Annotated in this window: 20 protein-coding genes; 13 read left to right on the top strand and 7 right to left on the bottom strand. The window is 71.4% G+C overall.

Features of this window, described 5'->3' with window-relative positions:
- Positions 1 to 191 precede the first annotated feature (191 nt).
- Complete coding sequence (locus tag OO62_RS26130; protein WP_033270030.1) at positions 192 to 1,013, top strand: VOC family protein; 822 nt, start codon at positions 192 to 194, stop codon at positions 1,011 to 1,013.
- A 114-nt stretch (positions 1,014 to 1,127) separates the two neighbouring features.
- On the opposite strand, the gene OO62_RS26135 is transcribed toward OO62_RS26130, so the two are convergent.
- A complete protein-coding gene (locus tag OO62_RS26135) occupies positions 1,128 to 1,784 on the bottom strand; it encodes a DUF305 domain-containing protein (RefSeq protein ID WP_033270031.1) in 657 nt (218 codons plus the stop codon).
- A gap of 110 nt (positions 1,785 to 1,894) precedes the next feature.
- Complete coding sequence (locus OO62_RS26140; RefSeq protein ID WP_206738509.1) at positions 1,895 to 2,359, bottom strand: DUF6153 family protein; 465 nt, start codon at positions 2,357 to 2,359, stop codon at positions 1,895 to 1,897.
- A gap of 211 nt (positions 2,360 to 2,570) precedes the next feature.
- Between OO62_RS26140 and OO62_RS26145 the strand changes: the two genes are divergently transcribed.
- Together OO62_RS26145 and OO62_RS26150 are read left to right on the top strand one after the other, a co-directional pair.
- Complete coding sequence (locus OO62_RS26145; RefSeq protein WP_033270032.1) at positions 2,571 to 3,677, top strand: PP2C family protein-serine/threonine phosphatase; 1,107 nt, start codon at positions 2,571 to 2,573, stop codon at positions 3,675 to 3,677.
- 99 nt (positions 3,678 to 3,776) lie between these two features.
- Positions 3,777 to 4,205, top strand: coding sequence for an SRPBCC family protein (locus OO62_RS26150; protein WP_033270033.1), 429 nt, complete (start codon positions 3,777 to 3,779; stop codon positions 4,203 to 4,205).
- Positions 4,206 to 4,283: 78 nt separating this feature from the next.
- Here the strand turns inward: OO62_RS26150 and OO62_RS26155 are convergent, their stop codons facing one another.
- Positions 4,284 to 6,410 (bottom strand): SpoIIE family protein phosphatase, encoded by a 2,127-nt coding sequence (locus tag OO62_RS26155; protein ID WP_033270034.1) that lies wholly within the window; start codon positions 6,408 to 6,410, stop codon positions 4,284 to 4,286.
- A 347-nt stretch (positions 6,411 to 6,757) separates the two neighbouring features.
- Here OO62_RS26155 and OO62_RS26160 point away from each other — a divergent pair, with 347 nt between their 5' ends.
- From OO62_RS26160 to OO62_RS38315, 9 genes are all read left to right on the top strand, one after another.
- Positions 6,758 to 7,111, top strand: a complete 354-nt coding sequence (locus OO62_RS26160; protein ID WP_033270035.1) for a gas vesicle protein GvpO — start codon at positions 6,758 to 6,760, stop codon at positions 7,109 to 7,111.
- A gap of 114 nt (positions 7,112 to 7,225) precedes the next feature.
- On the top strand, positions 7,226 to 7,654 hold the full coding sequence (locus OO62_RS26165) for a gas vesicle structural protein GvpA (protein WP_381570433.1): 429 nt from the start codon (positions 7,226 to 7,228) through the stop codon (positions 7,652 to 7,654).
- A 3-nt stretch (positions 7,655 to 7,657) separates the two neighbouring features.
- Positions 7,658 to 8,371, top strand: a complete 714-nt coding sequence (locus OO62_RS26170; protein WP_033270036.1) for a GvpL/GvpF family gas vesicle protein — start codon at positions 7,658 to 7,660, stop codon at positions 8,369 to 8,371.
- Positions 8,372 to 8,381: 10 nt separating this feature from the next.
- Entirely contained in the window at positions 8,382 to 8,636 is a 255-nt protein-coding gene (locus OO62_RS26175; protein WP_033270037.1) for a gas vesicle protein GvpG, read from the top strand.
- Positions 8,637 to 8,699: 63 nt separating this feature from the next.
- Positions 8,700 to 9,224: a gas vesicle protein gene (locus OO62_RS36595; RefSeq protein ID WP_063739052.1), complete on the top strand. Its 525-nt coding sequence runs from the start codon at positions 8,700 to 8,702 to the stop codon at positions 9,222 to 9,224.
- Positions 9,221 to 10,033 (top strand): GvpL/GvpF family gas vesicle protein, encoded by an 813-nt coding sequence (locus tag OO62_RS26185; RefSeq protein WP_033270038.1) that lies wholly within the window; start codon positions 9,221 to 9,223, stop codon positions 10,031 to 10,033. The genes OO62_RS36595 and OO62_RS26185 overlap by 4 nt, the downstream gene beginning before the upstream one ends.
- A complete protein-coding gene (locus tag OO62_RS26190; RefSeq protein ID WP_033270039.1) occupies positions 10,030 to 10,278 on the top strand; it encodes a gas vesicle protein in 249 nt (82 codons plus the stop codon). The genes OO62_RS26185 and OO62_RS26190 overlap by 4 nt, the downstream gene beginning before the upstream one ends.
- Positions 10,268 to 10,681 carry a gas vesicle protein K gene (locus OO62_RS26195; protein WP_033270040.1) on the top strand — a complete coding sequence of 138 codons (414 nt, stop codon included), beginning with the start codon at positions 10,268 to 10,270 and terminating at the stop codon, positions 10,679 to 10,681. The genes OO62_RS26190 and OO62_RS26195 overlap by 11 nt, the downstream gene beginning before the upstream one ends.
- A gap of 47 nt (positions 10,682 to 10,728) precedes the next feature.
- Entirely contained in the window at positions 10,729 to 10,902 is a 174-nt protein-coding gene (locus tag OO62_RS38315) for a CsbD family protein (RefSeq protein ID WP_077191855.1), read from the top strand.
- A 93-nt stretch (positions 10,903 to 10,995) separates the two neighbouring features.
- On the opposite strand, the gene OO62_RS26200 is transcribed toward OO62_RS38315, so the two are convergent.
- Together OO62_RS26200 and OO62_RS26205 are read right to left on the bottom strand one after the other, a co-directional pair.
- Positions 10,996 to 12,036 (bottom strand): SRPBCC family protein, encoded by a 1,041-nt coding sequence (locus OO62_RS26200; RefSeq protein WP_033270041.1) that lies wholly within the window; start codon positions 12,034 to 12,036, stop codon positions 10,996 to 10,998.
- 6 nt (positions 12,037 to 12,042) lie between these two features.
- Complete coding sequence (locus tag OO62_RS26205; RefSeq protein ID WP_033270042.1) at positions 12,043 to 13,116, bottom strand: histone H1-like repetitive region-containing protein; 1,074 nt, start codon at positions 13,114 to 13,116, stop codon at positions 12,043 to 12,045.
- Positions 13,117 to 13,471: 355 nt separating this feature from the next.
- Here OO62_RS26205 and OO62_RS26210 point away from each other — a divergent pair, with 355 nt between their 5' ends.
- Positions 13,472 to 15,037 carry an alpha/beta hydrolase gene (locus OO62_RS26210; protein ID WP_051733605.1) on the top strand — a complete coding sequence of 522 codons (1,566 nt, stop codon included), beginning with the start codon at positions 13,472 to 13,474 and terminating at the stop codon, positions 15,035 to 15,037.
- Positions 15,038 to 15,069: 32 nt separating this feature from the next.
- Here the strand turns inward: OO62_RS26210 and OO62_RS26215 are convergent, their stop codons facing one another.
- On the bottom strand, positions 15,070 to 15,297 hold the full coding sequence (locus tag OO62_RS26215) for a DUF6458 family protein (protein WP_033270044.1): 228 nt from the start codon (positions 15,295 to 15,297) through the stop codon (positions 15,070 to 15,072).
- Between the two features lie 118 nt (positions 15,298 to 15,415).
- Positions 15,416 to 16,459, bottom strand: coding sequence for a non-homologous end joining protein Ku (gene ku / locus OO62_RS26220; protein WP_033270045.1), 1,044 nt, complete (start codon positions 16,457 to 16,459; stop codon positions 15,416 to 15,418).
- Positions 16,460 to 16,469 lie beyond the last annotated feature (10 nt).

The following is a 16,469-nucleotide window of genomic DNA, read 5'->3' on the forward strand; positions in this document are numbered from 1 at the left end:
GCCGCCAAAGTGCCGCTGGACTCCCACGCCCTCCACTGTGCACCCTGCGGGCCCGCCGGACGAGCCGGTGGCCCCGCCGGACGCCGGCCGCCGGCCCCGCCGGGTCCACCCGCCGGCCGCCTCCCCGCGCGGCCGGGTTCCCGCGCACCTAGCGTGAGAAGCCGGAAGGCCGGAAAGGAGGGAGTCACACCATGACTGAATTCCCGGAAGGCGCCCCCTGCTGGGCGGACGCCATGTTCAAGGACGTCGAGGGCGCCAAGAGCTTCTACGGCGAGGTGCTGGGCTGGACCTTCGGTGAGGCGGCCGGCGAGTACGGCAACTACACCCAGGCGTATTCCGACGGGAAGGCCGTCGCCGCGGTCGTCCCGCCGATGCCCGGCGGCGACGACGTACCGTCCGCCTGGTGCCTCTACTTCGCGTCCAGGGACGTGCAGAAGACCGCCGACAAGATCAAGGAGGCGGGCGGCACCCTGCTCATGGAACCGATGCAGGTTGGCACCTTCGGGTCGATGGCGCTCGCCAGAGAGCCCAGCGGCGCCGTCCTCGGCATCTGGCAGGCGGGCGTTCACCAGGGGTTCGAGAAGGTGGGCGAGCCCGGCGCGTACTGCTGGGCCGAGGCGTTCACGCGTGACCCGGAGAAGACCGACGCGTTCCTCACCCAGGTCTTCCCGTATTCCGCGCGGAAAATGGAGCCCGGTAAGGACGCCGACGCCCAGGGCATCGACTTCAAGGTGTTCAGCATCGGCGGCCGCGACAATCCGGTCCTGGGCCGGATGAAGATGGGCGACGAGTTCCCGCAGCAGGTCCCCTCCTACATCCAGGTCTACTTCAACGTCGAGGACTGCGACGAGGCCGTCGCCAAGACCAAGAAACTCGGCGGCCGGCTGCATTTCGGCCCCATGGACAGCCCGTTCGGCCGGTTCGCCGCACTCGGCGACCCGCAGGGCGCGGCCTTCGCGGTGATCGACATGAGTACGACGGCCGGCGAGATGCCGCGGATGACCGACGCCTGACGCCCCTCGTGACGGCTGTGGGTGCCCGCCGGCAGCGTGGTGGCTGCCGGCGGGCAAACGGTCAAGCCGTGCGGGCCACGGCCAGGCGGGACACCGGGGCGTCCGCCGCGTGTGTCAGCCCTTGCCGAGCAGCTTGTTCATCCGGGTGATCTCCGCGCTCTGCCCCTTGATGACGGACTCGGCCAGCGTCTTCGCCGGGCCGTAGGCACCCTCGGCCTTCTCGGTGCCGGCCATCCGCAGCGCACCGCGGTGGTGCGCCACCATCATCTCCAGGAACGAGGCGTCGAAGTCCTTGCCGGACTTCTTCTTGAGCGCGTCCATCTCCTTCGCGTCCATCATCCCGGGCATCGCCGAGTGGTCCATGCCGGGCATGGCGGTCATGCCGGAGTGGTCCCCGGAGCCCTTCGCGGGCACCTGCTCGCCCCAGGCCGCCAGCCACCCGGACATCGTCGTGATCTCCGGTTCCTGGGCCTTCATGATCGTGGTGGCGAGCTCCTTGACCTGGCTCGACGCGGCCCGGCTGGCGGCCAGACCGGCCATCTCCACCGCCTGTCGGTGGTGCGGGATCATGCCCTTCGCGAACGCCACGTCAGCGGCGTTGTGCGCACCGGACGGGGCCGAGGCGCGCGGCGAAGCGGCGGGCCCGGAAGGGGAGTTGTGCCCCGTGTGGCCGGCGCTGTCGTTGCCGCCGCAGGCGGCCAGCAGCACCGCCGAGGCGGCCGTTGCCGAAACCAGTGCGAGGCGGCGCAGGACAGGACGGGTCGTCTTCATCGTGAAACTCCTGAGGAAGCGGAAGTGCAAGGAAAAGCCGGAACATGCCTCTGGGGCGGCACGGCGCAGCAGCACGCCCCGCAGGGGACGGGTGTGCCGCCCGGGCGTTCCTAGATCCGCAGGAGTTGGAGTTCGGCCAGCGAGGGCGGGGCCCGTCCGCAGTGCTGCCTTGCCGGCCCGCCCCCGCCGGCCGCGTGCGAGGGGCGTACGGGGCCGAGCGGGGACGGGGCCAGGGCAGGGGCTGCGGGCGGCCCGTCGAGGGCGGCGGACGCACAGGTCGGGTCCGCGTGATGGACGTGCCCGCCGCCGCAGTCGCCGGCTCCAGGGCAGTGCGCGTGCGCCGTGACCCCGGTCGACGCCCGGTGTCCGTGCGCGGTGTCGCCGACGGGCCGCTGGTGTCCGTGCGGGGTGGCCCCGCCCGGCACGTGGTGGGCGGGGGAGGGGGACGCCGTGGCGATGACGGGGGCGAGGGCGTGCATGCCCAGCAGGCCCGCCAGCAGTCCGAGCACCAGCAGCGCGCGCCACCGCCGGGCGGGCGGGGGCGCTGCGTACGGGGCGTACGGGCGGCTGGGCATCACCGCCCCATGCTAGGCGGCGGCATGACGGTGCGTGCCTCGCCCCCCGTCGGTCCGTTTCCGCTCGTAGGTCCGTTTCCCCAACAAGGGCCGCGACACGGCGTCGGCCGCCCGGCCGAGGGCGCCCGGCAGCTGGGCCGGCGCCCGCCCTGATCCGTCGATGACCGAGGTCTGTGCGGCGCGGCGGTCGTCCCAGGTGTAGAGAAGAGGTATGAGCGTCCGGCGCGGTCTCACCCGGGTCGGCGGGGACTGGCGGCCGAGTCACGGCCTGCTGGTCGTACCGCTGGCGATCATCGTGGGGGTGACGGTGGTCGACATCAACGCTCCGACGACGATCCACCTCGGCCCGTTCCTGGTCGCCGCGCCGGCGATCACCGCGTCCTTCGCCGGGCCGCGCCTCACCGGGCTCGTCGGTGCCCTCGCCGTGGCCGCCCAGATCCTCATCGGGCAGCTGCACGGCGGCCTGACGACCGCGAACCACCAGGCGCAGATCGCCGCGCTCGTCGTGATCTCCGTGCTCGTCACGCTGCTGCGGTACGTACGCGAGCGGCGTGAGCGGCGGCTCACCAAGGTGCAGTCGGTGGCCGTCGCGGCACAGCAGGTGCTGATGCGGCCGCTGCCCGAGCGGATCGGGCCGCTGCGGATCGCGTCCTCGTACCTCGCGGCCGACGCCGAGGCCCAGATCGGCGGCGACCTGTACGCGGTGGTGCCCGCCGCCGGCGCGACGCGGCTGGTCATCGGGGACGTACGGGGCAAGGGCCTGGCCGCCATCGAGGAGGCCGCGGTGCTGATCGGGGCCTTCCACGGCTCCGCCTACCGCAACCTCTCGCTGCCCGCCCTCATGGCGCACCTGGGGAACTCGGTGTACTGGAACACCGTCCACGGGAAGGGCGACGACCCCGAATCCGCGGAGTCGTTCGTGACCGCGCTGGTCCTGGACGTCCGCCATGACGCGCCCAGCCTCTCGATGATCAACTGCGGTCATCCGCCGCCCCTGCTGATCACCCCCGACGGCGTACGGACCCTGGAGGTCCGGGAGCCCGCGCTTCCGCTGGGCCTCACCGCGCCGTCGGAGAGCGACTACGAGGTCGAGGACGCCGGCTTCGGGCCCGGCGAGCTGCTGCTCCTCTACACCGACGGGGTGATCGAGGCCCGCGGCCCCGACGGCTCCTTCTACCCCCTGGCCGACCGGCTCGCCTCCTGGGCCGAGACCGATCCGCCGTCCCTCGTCAGCCGCCTCCACGACGATCTGCTCCGGCACGCCGGCGGCAACCTGGACGACGACGTGGCCGTCATCGCCCTCACCCGCGCACCGTGAGCCGGTGCGGCAGGACACGACCGCACTCGCCTCCGCTCCCCGCGCGGCGCACCCTGGAGACGTGACCCGGTAGCCACGAGCCGAGCTGTGAGGTGCCTGATGAGCACGCTCGAAGAACACATCGACATCAACGTCCCCCTCGATACCGCCTGGGAATGCCTGCACCGCACGGAGTCCTATGCGCAGTTCGTGGACGGCGTGCGCGAGGCCCGCGCGGAGGGCGAGGTGACGCGTCTCGACGTCGACGCGGGCGGCCGCCCCCAGGAGTACGAGATCGAGATCCTCGACCGTCCCCAGGACAAGGTGATGCGGTGGCGGACCACGAGCGGCCCCGAGCTGGCCGGGACCTTCTCGCTGCTGCCGATCGACGGTGAGCACACCCGGATCCAGGCCCGGTTCGAATACCGGCCGGGCACCATCACGGAGGCGTTCGGCGGCCCGAAGGGGTTCGCCCAGGCGTCCGCGATCGAACGGGGCGTCCGCAGCGACCTGGAGCAGTTCAAGGAGCTGGTGGAACAGGGACGGTGAGGCGGTCAGGACGCTGACGCTCCGTCAACTGGACGTGCCTCGGAGTGATATGGCCGCCATGGCGCCCTGCGTACCCGGTCACGCCGAACGCGTCCGGCCGGGCGGCTGGGAGGCCAGCAGCATCAGGGCCACGTCGTCCTGCCGGGCCGCGTCGGCGTGCAGGTGCGCCAGCAGGGCGTCGGCGAGGCGGTCGGGGCTCTGCGGCGGTCCGCCGTCGAGGCGGGCGGCGAGGGCGGCGACGGCGCTGTCCGGATCGACGCCCGGCGTCTCGACCAGGCCGTCCGTGTAGAGGGCGAGCAGGGAGCCCGGGGGAAGGCCGATCTCGGTGGCTTCGTAGGAGGCGTCGGGCTCGATGCCCAGCAGCAGGCCCGGCGGGACCCGCAACACCTCGGCGTGTCCGTCGGGGTGGCGGAGGATCGGCGGCGGATGGCCCGCGCTCGCCAGGCACGCGCGCCGGGTCCGCAGGTCGATGTGGACGTACAGACAGCTGGTGAACAGGTCCGGGTCGAGGTCCGTCAGCAGCCGGTTCGTCCGGGCCAGCACCTCGCCGGGTGACGCGCCGGCGGTGGCATGGGCGTGCACGGCGGTACGGGCCTGGCCCATGAGGGCGGCGGCCGCGGCGTTGTGCCCCTGGACGTCGCCGATGACGGCGGCGACTCGGTGCTCGTCGAGGCGGATCAGATCGTAGAAGTCACCGCCGATGTCCATACCGCGCGCCGACGGCAGATACCGGGCGGCGACGGCCAGCCCGGGCACCGAGGGCAGGCTGTGCGGCAGCAGCCCGGCCTGGAGGTCGTGCGCCAGCTGCTGCTTGGCGTCGTACAGCCGGGCACGGTCCAGCGCCTGGGCGATCAGCCCGGCCAGGGACGTGAGGACCTGGCGTTCCTCGGTGCTGAAGGTGCGGGGCCGGACGTAGGAGAGGATGCAGCAGCCGACCGGGCGGCCGGAGACGATCAGCGGCAGCACCGCCCGGGCCGCCTTTCCGGTCAGGTGCGGCAGGCCCGGGTAGTCGCTCTCGATCTCGTCGGGGGAGGGGTAGAAGCTGGGCTCACCGGTGGACAGTGCGTGCACCGCCGGGCTGTTGGCGGCGCCGAGGGCGACGCCCTCGAAGGTGGCGACGACGTCGGCGGAGTACCCGCGGTAGCCGATCGTGCGCAGCCGGCCGCCCTCCGCCGCGTACATGATCATGCCCTGGGCGCCGAAGGCCGGGACGATCTGGTCGGCGACGAGATGGACGACGTCCTGGACCCCCACGGCCTCGGTGAGCGCCGCGGCCAGGTGCAGCACGTGGTAGATCTGCCCGGCCCGTACCGGCACCGGCTCGCTCTCCGCCGGGTAGGGCGCCACCGGGCCGTGGTCCTTGCCCGACCGGCTGATCCAGACGCTCAGGCCCCGGCCGTCCGGGAAGAGCCGGAAGGTGAGCCACTGGTGCGAGGGGTGCCGGGCGGTGAAGGACACCGGCCGGCGGCTGAGCACCGCGGCGCGGTAGCGGTCCTCGAAGGCCGGGTCGCGCAGCCACGGCAGTGCCTCCCACGGCCGCTCGCCGATCAGCCGTGACTCCTGCTCGCCGAGCAGCTCCATGGCGCCGGTCGTGACCAGGGTGATGCGGCCGTCCAGGTCCAGGGCGCACGCGCCGCCGGGCAGCCGTTCCAGGTAGTCGACCGCCGCCAACGCCTGCTCCGCGTCGACCGTCCGCACCGGCGGCACCGCCAGGACGCGCGGCGCGTCGGGTGGCGGGGTGCGGCGGTCGGGGCGGGGGCCGGCCGCCAGGAGGGCCGCCAGCCGCCCGCAGGCGGCCTCCACCGCCGCCTTCTCCTCCGCCGACAGCTGCGGCGGATGACCCGCGGGCCACAGCAGCAGCAAGGCGCCCAGCCGGACGGTGGCCTCGGTGATCGGCGCCGCGGCCAGCGAGAAGTCGTAGGGGACCGCCACCGCCGTACGGGGGAAGTCGCGGGCCAGCTGCTGATGGCCGCCGGCCCACACCAGCCGCTGCCGGCGGGTGGCGACGGCGACCGGGATCGGGGCCGCCAGGGCCACCCGGCTCCAGGGCGCCAGGAACGGGGCCGGCACGCCGCTCATCACCGTCAGCTGAAGCACCGGCTCGTCACGCGCCAGCACGTACAGACCGGCCGTGGAGGCCCGCGTCTCCCGCATCGCCCGGAGCAGTGCCCGGTCCACCGGATCGGAACCGGTCCCGCCGCTCATCTCGCACCTTCACACCGCTGTCGTCGTGACCTCGCGACCATTCCGGTCCGGCCGGCCGTCCCGCCGCCGGACAGTGCCGACGTTACGCCGCCCGAAGGGCCCCGGCATGCGGGTGCCCGCCCCGGCAGCCGCCCCGGACCTTCGAACGGTACGTCCAGGTATGGCGAGAGGTGGGATGAGGCGCGACGTATATCATGTAATGGCGTCTTTTTTCGTAGGCGCGGGCAGCATGTCGTCTCCGACACCGGAGAGGGAACATGGCCGAAGGTGAAGAGGACGAAACAGCGCGAGTCCGGCGCCCGTCCAGCCGGAAGACCGGTGCGAAAACCGCCAGGAAGACCAGCGGCGTGAAGACCGCAGGGAGGTCCGGCGGGACGCGGGACGGCAGTCGGACGAACGAGGACACCACAAGCGAGGACACCACGCATCGCGCGGGCCGCCGCGTCTCGGCGCCGCGGGCCATGCGGAGGGCGGCCGAACAGCTCCAGGAGCTGCTGGGCCGGGCCCCCGAGTCCGTCTCCGCGGTCAAACCGACCGACAACGGCTGGCAGGCTGACGTGGAAGTCCTGGAGCTGGAGCGCGTCCCCGGAACCACCAGCGTGATGGCGAGTTACCGGGTGACGCTGGACGAGGAGGGCGAACTGCTGGCGTACGAACGCATCCGCCGCTACACCCGAGGGCAGATCGACCCGCGGCAATGAACCGGGGATGCCGCGCCGGCACCGTTCGGCCGACGAACGAAACGGCCGCTCCACTACCGGGGTGGGCCGGTGAAGGGAGGCACCGTGACTGTGGTGCCGCAAGGCCAAGGAACCATGTCCCGGGGCGGTGGAGGAGGCTCCGGAAACCTCTACGACATCCTCGATCTGATCCTGGACCGCGGGCTGGTCATCGATGTCTTCGCACGGGTGTCTCTGGTCGGCATCGAGATCCTCAAGATCGATGCCCGCATCGTCGTGGCGAGCGTCGACACCTATCTGCGGTTCGCGGAGGCTTGCAACCGCCTCGACCTGGAGGCCGGCAACAAGAAGCCCCAGGAGCTGACGGATCTGGTCGGTGAGATGACCGAGGGTGGCTCCCACGGCAAGGCCAAGGGGGCCCTGAGCGGAGCCGCGGAGGCGGTGTCCAACGCCCTCAAGGGAGGGGACGACGAGGACGACGAGGAGCCCGAGGAACGGCAGAAGGAGCCGGCGGGCAAGCGCGAGCGGCCGGCTCGTCGGCCGGTACGGCACCGAAAGGAATGAGCCATGGCCGTTTATGTCTACTCCATCGTCGCGACCTCACATCCGCAGCGCCTGGACGGCCTGGACGGGGTGGGCGACCCGCCCACCACCCTGCGCACCGTGAAGGACGGGGAGCTGACCGCGGTCGTGAGTGACGCCCCCGAGGAGCTCCGCGCCAAACGCCGCGACCTCGCCGCCCACCAGGCGGTCCAGGAGCGGCTGATGGCCGACGGCACGGTCCTGCCGCTGCAGTTCGGGTTCACCACCGACGACGACGACGCCGTACGGACGGTGCTGGAGGAGCGCGCGGAGCAGTACACCGAACGGCTGGGGGCGCTGGAAGGCAGCACGGAATACCACCTGAAGGCCGCGCAGGACGAGGACGCCCTGCTGCGCCAGATCCTGCTGGAGAACGACCGGGCCCGCGAACTCAACGAGCAGATCAGAAGCGGCCAGGGCAGCCCGGACCTGCCGCTCGCCCTCGGTGAACTCGTCGCCCAGGAGGTCCAGGCACGCCAGGACCGCCTCGCCGACTCGGTCATCGAGGCGCTGCGCGGCCTCGCCCAGGAAGTACGGGCGTCGGAGCCGACCGGCAACGACTTCGTGAACGTGTCCTTCCTGGTGCACCGGGACGACGAAGACGCCTTCCGCACCGCCGAGAAGGAGCTCGCCGACGAACTCGGCGGCGACTTCGACCTGCGGCTGCGCGGCCCGCTGCCCGCCTACAGCTTCGTGTGAGGAGGACGTCATGGCAGGGCTGCTGACCCATCTCGCGACCCTCCCCCTGGCACCGGTGCGCGGCGTCGCCTGGGTCATGGAGCGGGTCGTCGAGGCCGCGGAGGACGAGGCGTACGACCCGGCGCCCGTCGAGCAGGAACTCGCCAGGCTGGAGGAGCAGCTGCTGGCGGGCGAGATCGACGAGGAGACGTTCGACCGGCGCGAGGACGAACTGCTGGACCGGCTGGAGGAGATCAGGGCCCACCGCCGGATCACCGGCCCCTGACCGGCGGCTGACAGCGACGAACCGACAGCGAGCTGACTGCGAACGACATCGGAGGGAGCGGCAGTGACCGAACCCGCCCCCAGGAGGACCGGCGACTACCCGTCCCGGGCAGCCCCGTACGGCCAGGGCTCCTCGGCCAACCTCGCCGACATCCTCGAACGGGTCCTGGACAAGGGCATCGTGATCGCCGGCGACATCCAGATCAACCTCCTGGACATCGAACTGCTCACCATCAAGCTGCGGCTGCTGGTCGCCTCGGTCGACAAGGCGAAGGAGATGGGCATCGACTGGTGGGAGCACGACCCCGCGTTGTCGTCCCGGGCCGCCGACGGCAACCGCTCGCTCGCCGAGGAGAACCAGCGGCTGCGCGCCGAGATCGAGCAACTGCGCGCGTCGGGCACCGAGCTGCCGGCGGCCGAGGAGAGCCCCCCGAAGCCGGCCGAGAAGAAGCCGCGGAAGTCCGCCGAGGAGAGCCCGCCGAAGTCCGCCGAGGAGAGCCCCCGCGCCGCGCGTACCTCGAACCCTTCGCGCACCACCCGGGGGAAGAAGGCGGAGGCCCGCCCCCGTAAGAAGCGGGACTCGCCATGACCGGGACCGTCGCGTACGCCTACGCGGTGGCGCGCGACCCCGACGGCTCGCTGGAGGAGGCGCTCGGCGGGCTGCCCGGCGTCGCGGACGCGCCGGTACGGCTGGTGCGCACGGCCGGCCGGGCGGACGTGGTGGTCGCGGTGAGCGAGGTGCCCGCGCGGGACTTCGAGGAGGGCGCGCTCCGTGCCCACCTGGAAGACCTGGACTGGCTGGAGGACGTCGCCCGCGCCCACCACCGGGTCATCGAGGCGCTGGCGGCACGCACCACCGTCCTGCCGCTCCGCCTCGCCACCGTCTACCTCGATGAGGAGCGGGTACGGCTGATGCTCGAAGAGCGCCTGGCGGCGTTCGCTGACCGGCTGTCCGCCCTGGACGCCCATGTGGAGTGGGGCGTCAAGGTGTACGTCGAGGCCCCCGCCGAGGCCGCACCGCGGGCCGGGCCGCCGGAGCCGGACCTCAGCCCCGGGCGGGCCTACCTCAAACGTCGCGGCGCGCAGCGGCATGCCCGCGAGGACGCCTACCGCGACGCTGAGGAGGCGGCCCGGCGTATCGATGCCGCCGCCCGCCCGTACGCGGTCGACCGGGTCCAGCACCGGCCGCAGCAGGGCGAACTCGCCCGCGGGCCCGGCGAGAACGTCGTCAACGACGCCTATCTCGTGTCGCAGGAGCACGCCGAGAGCTTCCGTACCGACGTGCTGCGGGCCGCCGAGGGACTGTCCGGCGTACGCGTCGAGGTCACCGGGCCCTGGGCCCCCTACTCCTTCGCCACGCCCGCTGAAGCCGAACCGCTGAGGAGAGCCGCGCAGTGAGAGCAGCGGGCGGGCCGCCGGCCAGGATGGACGAGCCGCTGCCGGACCGGCAGATCGCACTGATCGACCTGCTGGACCGGCTGCTCAGCGGTGGCGTGGTGCTCACCGGTGACCTCGTGCTGTCCATCGCCGACATCGACCTGGTACGCATCTCGCTGCGGGCGCTGATCGTCTCCATCAGCGAGCAGAATCCGGGCCCCTGGCCCTCCGTCACCGCGGCCCTGCGAGACGACGATGACCGCTGAGGGCGACGGCCGCCCGCCCGGCAACCGCTTCGACGACATCGCCGACGCGGCGGACCGCGCCTTCCGTCTGCTGCCCGCCGCCCCGCAGGACACCCAGTCCCCGGCCGGTGCGGCACCGCGCCGCCCCGCACACCGGGTCACCACCGACCCCGACACGGTGGAGCGGGACCTGATCAAGCTCGTGCTCACCCTCGTCGAGCTGCTGCGGCAGCTCATGGAACGCCAGGCCCTCCAGCGGGTCGAGGCCGGGGACCTCACCGACGAACAGGAGGAACGGCTGGGCGCGACGCTGATGATCCTGCACAGCCGGATGGCGGAGCTGTGCGAGCAGTACGACCTGACCATGCAGGACCTCAATCTCGATCTCGGGCCTCTCGGGACCCTGCTGCCACCCGCCGAGTGACAGCCGACCGGACACAACAAAAGACAGGGGCACAACAGGAGCAGGACATGGGCATCGGAAAGAAATCCAAGAACCTCGGCGACATGACCGAGGGAAAGACCAAGGAGACCGCCGGAAAGGCGCTGGACGACCGCAGCCTGGAGGGGAAAGGTAAAGCGGAAAAGGCCAAAGGGAAGGTGAAGCAGGCAGTGGAGAGGGGCAAGCATTCGTTCAAGCACTGAAAGCCTGGTGGGCGTCACCGGCCGGGGGAGGCCGGTGACGCCGCCTGCTGCAGCCGGTGGCGCCGCCTGCGCTGCAGGGGAGCACGCCCGGCCTCACTCCTCCTCTTCCTCGCCCTCCGCGTATTCCTCTTCGTCCTCGTCCCCCTCGCTCTCTCCGTCTTCCTCCTCCTCGCCTTCTCCCTCTTCTTCCTCTTCCTCTTCTTCCTCCGGGACTTCTTCGTCGCCCTCGTATTCCTCTTCGTCCCCCTCGTACTCCTCGCGGCCCTCGCCTTCGCCGTTCTCTTCGCTCTCTTCGGCCTGCTCGCGTTCTTCGGCTTCCTCTTCCTCGAGGGCCTCCTCGTGGGTCTTCACGACCTCGCCGTCGCGCACCTCGCCGCGCCAGCCCTCCGGGTCCTTGTCGGTGAGGGTCACGTAGCGCTGGAAGTGCTTGAAGTCCAGCCGCAGCCGGCGCCCCTGGGCGCGCCAGATGTTGCCGGTCTTCTCGAAGAATCCCGAGGGGTAGTACTCGACGACCAGCACGATGCGGGTCAGATTCGGTGCCAGTTCATGGAAGCTGACCGCACCACGGGTCGATCCCTTGGCGCCGTCGGACGTCCAGACGATCCGGTCGTCCGGGATCTGCTCCTGCACCGTTGCCTTCCAGCCCCGGGTCGAGGGACCGACCTTGACCTTCCAGTCGCTGCCCGTCTCGTCGCTGGCCGAGACGCTGCGGACGCCCTTGGTGAAGCTGCTGAACTTGTCGTACCGCGTCCAGTGGTCATAGGCGGTCCGCAGCGGCACGCCGACATCCAGCACCTCGATGATGTTGGTGACCTTGGTGGTTCCCGACGAGCGTCCCTTGCCCTTGCCGCCGCCGAAGACCTCCTTGGCCTTCTCCACGACGTTTTCCTTGACGTCCTTCGCCTTGCCGGTGACCAGCGCCTTGAGGGGCGATTGACCGCTCAGCAGGCCGGAGGCGACCTTGCCCAGCGAGCCGCCGTTGCTGACGACGTCGCTGAGCTGGTCGGTCACGTCGCCCAACTTGTCGCCGGCGCGTTCGGCCATGTTCCCGACCCACGCCGTCGCGTATTCGCCGAGCTCCTCACGCAGCCGATCGAGCCCCGAGTTTCCGCTGCCCTGTTCTGTCTTGGCCATGCCCGGTCACCTCCGGCCCTTGACGCGCGACGACGTCTTCTTGGCGCTCTTCTTCGTGGTTTTCTGCGCGGATTTCTGCGGAGATTTCTTCGCCGGCGGTCGGGCCGTCTTCTTCGCGGTCTTTTTCGCGGGCGCCTTCTTGGCCGGAGCCTTCTTCGCCGTCTTTTTCGCCGCCGTCTTTTTTGCCGCGGTCTTCTTCGCGGCGGGTCTCTGGGACGTGGCCTTCTTGGCCGGTGTCTTTTTCGCCGCCGTCTTCTTGGCCGGCGATTTTTTAGCCGCGGCCTTTTTGGTGGCGGCCTTTTTGGCCGGGGCTTTTTTTGCGGGGGCCGCCTGCTTCCCCGTGGTCTTCTTCGCGGCGGCCTTCTTGGCCGGGGCCTTCTCCGCTGCGGGCCGCTTCGCAGCCGCCTTCTTGGCCGGTGCCTTCTTCGCCGCGGCCTTCTTCGCGGGGGCCTTCTCGGCCGGGGCCTTGCGTGCCGCGGGCCGCGGTCCCGGCCTCTTCGCCGGGGCCTTGCGCCCGGTGGGCCGTGGGGCGCGGCGGCGGGGCCGCTCGGGCTCCTCCTCCGGCTCCTCTTCCTCCTCCGGCTCTTCCTCTTCCTCTTCCTCTTCTTCCTCGGGCTCTTCCTCCTCCGGCTCTTCCTCTTCTTCCTCTTCTGCCTCGGGCTCTTCTGCCTCGCCCTCTTCCTCCTCCTCGGGCTCTTCCTCGCCCTCTTCTTCCTCTTCCTCCTCCTCGGGCTCGCCTTCCTCGTATTCCTCTTCCTCTTCCGCACCGCTTTCGAGCTTGCTGGTGCGGTCGTGGAGCGTGTCGGCGAGATCCGCCAGCCGGCGGTTGGCGGCGGTCTTCAGCGCCTGCCGCCCGACATTCATGACCTCCCCGCGCAGCTGGTCGCCGAGCTCAGCGACCTGGGGGATCTCCCCGAGTCTGCGGACGCCCTCGGTGAGCAGCTGGCGCGGCTCCAGACCGAACTGCTTCCCGGCGAGGTAGGACGCCGCGGTGAGAGCGAGCCGGCCCTTCTTCGTACGGCCCAGCACGTACCCGCCGGCCACCGCCGCGGCGAGCATGATCTTGGTTCTCTCGTTCATGGATGCGTCCCCTTTTCCTGGGCGTGCTGCCGATCGGCGCCATAATTCAAGAGTGGTCCGTGTGCCGCGCTACGCATCTCGAGCGGGCCGGAGAGGACGCTCCAAACCCCCGCGTCCTACGGCCAACGGCCTGGTGAAAGGGGGTGCGCGCGCTTCGCCGGGGCGGTTTGAATCCCCGTCGGCCCGGACCGTCCCGCCGTCCGGCCCGCGGCCGCGTACGAAGCGCAGGTGTGCGGAGAAGGTGCGACGGACCTAGGCTCGGAATATGCCGGGAACACGCCGTGCACCGTCTCGTGTGGGAGTAGGGGAAGCACGGTGTGTTCGCCGGCGCACGGTGTGGAGGCGGCCGTTCGCGGTGGCCGCCGTCGTGGCGCTGCTCGGCGCCCTGGTGGGAACTCCGGCCGCGGTGGCCGCCGATGACCCGCACCTGACGCGCTTCTACCAACAGCGGCTCGCCTGGGAGCCGTGCCCGCAGAACATGCAGGCCGGCACGCAGAGCCCGGACGTCACCCAGCCGCCGGGCCACGAGGAGCGGCTGGAGTGCGCCCGCATGGAGGTGCCGCGCGACTACAGCGACCCCGGGAACCGCACGATGCTGGTCCAGCTCATCCGGCTGCGGGCCACCGGGCCCGGCAAGCGGCTCGGTTCACTGGTGATCAATCCCGGCGGGCCGGGCGCCTCCGGCGTCAACTACCTCATCGCCAGCGGCAGCGCCTTCGCCCGGCTGGGGCAGCAGTACGACATCGTCAGCTTCGACCCGCGCGGCACCGGCCACACCGAACCGGTCTCCTGCGGGGACAAGCTCGCCCCGCCGCCCGGCAACCCCGCCGACGACACCCTCGCCGCGAAGGAGAAGCGCATCAACGACGCCTGCGGGCGGTACTCCGGAGGGTTGCTGGAGTGGGTCGGAACCCCTGACGTGGCGCGGGACATGGACGTCCTGCGCGCCGCGGTGCACGACGACAAGCTCAACTACCTGGGGTTCTCGTACGGCACCAAGCTCGGCGCCGACTACGCCCACGAATTCCCGGACAAGACCGGCCGGATGGTGCTGGACAGCATCGAGGACCCGACCAAGAACAACTGGCAGACCGCGCTGGCCCAGGCCCGGGGATTCCAGCGGGCGCTGGACGACTTCGCCGGCGACTGCCTCCACGCCACGGACTGCCCGCTGGGCACCGACGCACGGCACGCCCAGGACCAGCTGCGCACCTGGTACCAGCAGTTGAGCGAGCGGCCGATGAAGGTGAACGGGCAGACGGTGGACGAGACGACCTACGTCTACGCGCTACGCGAGGCGTTGTACAGCAGGAGCGACTGGCCGGCGCTGCGGCAGGCGCTGGCGCAGCTGCGGCGCGGCGACGGCTCCGGGATCCTCCGGATGAGCAACAGCGGCGGCAGCCAGGCCGGTCTGCCGCACCGGGCGCCCGCACGCACGGCCGGCCACACCGCCGGTGCGCACCGGACGCCGGCGCGGCAGAACGGACAGGACGACCTGCCGTCGCAGGACCAGCTGGCCCTGCGGGCGATCTCCTGCCGGGACACCTCCGAGCGGTACGGCGCCGGCGACTACCCCCGGGCCGAGCGCGAACTGACCCGCGCCTCGCCGCTGTTCGGGCCGGACATCGCACCGACCCTGCTGGACTGCTACGACTGGCCGGTCGCCGGCGACGACGCGTCCCGCGACGTCTCGGCCCCCGGCGCGCCGCCCATGCTGCTGGTGGCGACCACCAACGACCCGGCCACGCCGTACGAGGGCGCCTCGCACATGGCCCGGGCGCTGGGTAACGGCAGCACCGTGCTCACCTACCGCGGTGAGGGGCACGCCGCGTACACCACCGGCGACCCGTGCGTTCAGGGCTATGTCGACGGCTTCCTGCTCGACGGCGTGATGCCGAAGCCCGGTACCTCCTGCGGCTGAGCCCGGGGCCGTCAGCCGGGCGTGGAGCTGCCTCACTTGTAGTAGCGGTTGTCCTCGACGTCGACCACCGGCGCCCCGGGGGACGGCGGCTGCGTGCGCCGCCGCTTGAGGATGCTCACGTACGTCGCGAGACCGATGATGCCGACGATCATCATGATGATCCCCACGAGGTCGAGATTGACCCCGGCCATGTGCCAGTCCGTGGCGAAGGTGAGGATCGCCCCCACCGCGAGCAGACCGATGCACCCGCCGATACCCATGGTGTCAGCCTCCATAACTGGGGTGAAAGGAAGTCCTGTTGACCAAGTCCTGTTGACGTGCGGGTACCCGGGTGCGGGCTACTCATGTCGTGTGGTGTCGCGCTGCGGGCGGCCGGCCTCAGCCGGCCCGCCGGGAGCCGCGGCCCGCGGTCTTCTTCTTCGCTGTGGTCTTCGCGGCCGTCTTCTTGGTGGCGGACTGCGCCGCGGTGGACTTCTTAGCGGCAGACTTGGTGGCCGCGCCGGATGCCGTCTTCGCCCCGGACTTCGTCCCGGACTTGGTCCCGGTCTTCGTGCCGGAGGCCGTGGAGGTCTTCGCCGCGGCCTTCTTCGCCGGGCGCTTCGCCGCGGCGCGGCCCTCGTCCCCCTCGTCCTCCCCGCGGGACCGCTTCGCGGCGCGGACGCTGTCCTGCAGCGCCGCCATCAGGTCCATCACCTGACCGCCGGAGGGCTGCTCCTCGCCGGTGTCGAACTCCGGCTCGCGGTGGGCGAGCTTCGCCGACACGAGCTCGTCGAGCGCCTCGCGGTAGTGGTCGTGCAGGTCCTCCTCCGACAGTTCGCCGAAGGAGTCCATCAGCGTCTCGGCCGCCGCCACCTCGTTGGGGTGGACCTCCACCTCCCGCTCGGGCAGCACCCCGTCCATCGGCCGGATCTGGTGCGGCCACAGCAGCACCTGCATCACCAGTGCGTCCCCCATGGGCCGGATCATGGCCAGCGTCTCCCGCCCGTGCAGGGCGATCTTGCCGAGCCCGACGCGCTCGTGCCGCTCCATGGCCTCGCGCAGCAGGACGTACGGCTTGGCCGCGGCGGGACTGTCGGTGGCCAGGTAGTAGCCCTTGCCCATCTGCAGCGGGTCGATGTCACCACCGGCGACGAAGGCCAGGATGGTCAGTGTCTTGGCGGTCGGCAGCGGCAGTGCGTCCAGGTCCTCGTCGCTCAGCGGGACGACGACCTCGGCGTCGTGCGGGCGGTAGCCGCGGCCGATCTCGTCCGGGGACACCTCGACGCCCTCCAGCGAGCACACGGGCTGGTTGCGCACCCGCCCGCCGTCGGCCGTGTGGATACGGACGAAGCTCACCGACGCGGAGGTGTCCGTGGCGTTGTACGCGGCGACCGGGATCGTGACCAGGCCGAAGCTGATGCTGAACTTCGCCGTGGGACGCATGGGGGCCGCC

Origin of the sequence: Streptomyces lydicus (assembly GCF_000717345.1) — a bacterium.
GTDB lineage: Bacteria > Actinomycetota > Actinomycetes > Streptomycetales > Streptomycetaceae > Streptomyces > Streptomyces lydicus.